The sequence below is a fragment of the Klebsiella sp. EMBS2024 genome (assembly GCF_036233805.1).
In the GTDB taxonomy this organism is placed as follows: Bacteria; Pseudomonadota; Gammaproteobacteria; order Enterobacterales; family Enterobacteriaceae; genus Klebsiella; species Klebsiella pneumoniae.
The window spans coordinates 1,991,798-1,992,816 of sequence record NZ_JAZARW010000001.1 but is presented as its reverse complement, the minus strand read 5'-3'; the positions used below and the strand labels follow the sequence as shown (position 1 = coordinate 1,992,816).

1 protein-coding gene is annotated in these 1,019 nt (G+C 63.5%); it reads right to left on the bottom strand.

From position 1 onward, the window contains the following. Positions 1-13 precede the first annotated feature (13 nt). On the bottom strand, positions 14-907 hold the full coding sequence (locus VZP09_RS09010) for a LysR substrate-binding domain-containing protein (RefSeq protein WP_040211358.1): 894 nt from the start codon (positions 905-907) through the stop codon (positions 14-16). Between the last annotated feature and the right edge of the window lie 112 nt (positions 908-1,019).

Sequence of the window (1,019 nt, the reverse complement as noted above, 5' to 3'; positions counted from 1 at the left end):
TGGCGTGACAGTGTCACCTGTCGAGCCATTCCTGCAGGGCCTCGGTCATCAGTTCGCCGAGCAGCGCCACGGCGGCGGAATGGTGTTCCTCACGCGGGGTTTGTCGCAGGCTAACGGCCAGACTTCCTGGAGCTGGCAGGAGTCCTCCTGCGGGGCGCAGGTTGCCTGGCATGCCGATGCGGGTGCGTATCGTCAGGCCCAGCCCGGCCTGCACCGCCGCCCAGATGCCGCTCAGGCTGTGGCTGACGAACACCACCTGCCAGGGGATCCCCGCGGCATCGAGACAGGCAATGGCGCGGGAGCGCATCAGACACGGGCTGTCGAACATCACCAGCGGCAGCGGCTCGCCGGAGACCAGCAGAGCGCGAATATCCAGGTCAGGATGCGCAATCCACGCCAGCGGGCAGAGGCCCAGCCCGGAACCCTGATCTTCGGTTTGCCACAGCAGCGCCAGATCCAGCGCCTCTTCCGCCAGCGCCTGGTGCAGCGGACCATTGCGATCCACCCTGGCGACTATCCGCACCTGCGGATGATGCCGTTTAAATTGCCCGAGGATCCCCGGCATCAGCGATTCGCCAAAATCTTCCTGCATACCAAGGTGGATCTCGCCGGTGAGCCGCTCACCCTGCAGCGCGCGCAGGGTTTCATCATTGAGCGCCAGCAGGCGTCTGGCGTAGCTCATCAGCTTTTCGCCTTCCGCGGTGAGCACCAGATGCCGCCCCTGTTTGGTCACCAGCGCCGCACCGCACTGGCTCTCCAGCTTTTTAAGCTGGGCGCTGACCGCGGAAGTGGAACGCGACAGGCGCAGCGCTGCCTGGGCGAAACTGCCGCACTCCATGCCGGTCACAAAGCTGCGCAGGGCGTCGAGATCCAGCCCTGGTAAGCGTTTCTCCATCATCATCCCCATTTTCAGGACGTTTATCCTGAACGTTGTTATTTTCGGGATAGTACTGTGGCATCGCGAGAGGCAGGGGTCAACGGGCCCTGCGAAGAGAGCATTAGCGGTGCGGAAAGAAATA

What these genes read in the sequence shown, in the direction of transcription:
- VZP09_RS09010 (WP_040211358.1), bottom strand. Translation starts at nt 907, where the DNA reads ATGGGGATGATGATGGAGAAACGCTTACCAGGGCTGGATCTCGACGCC.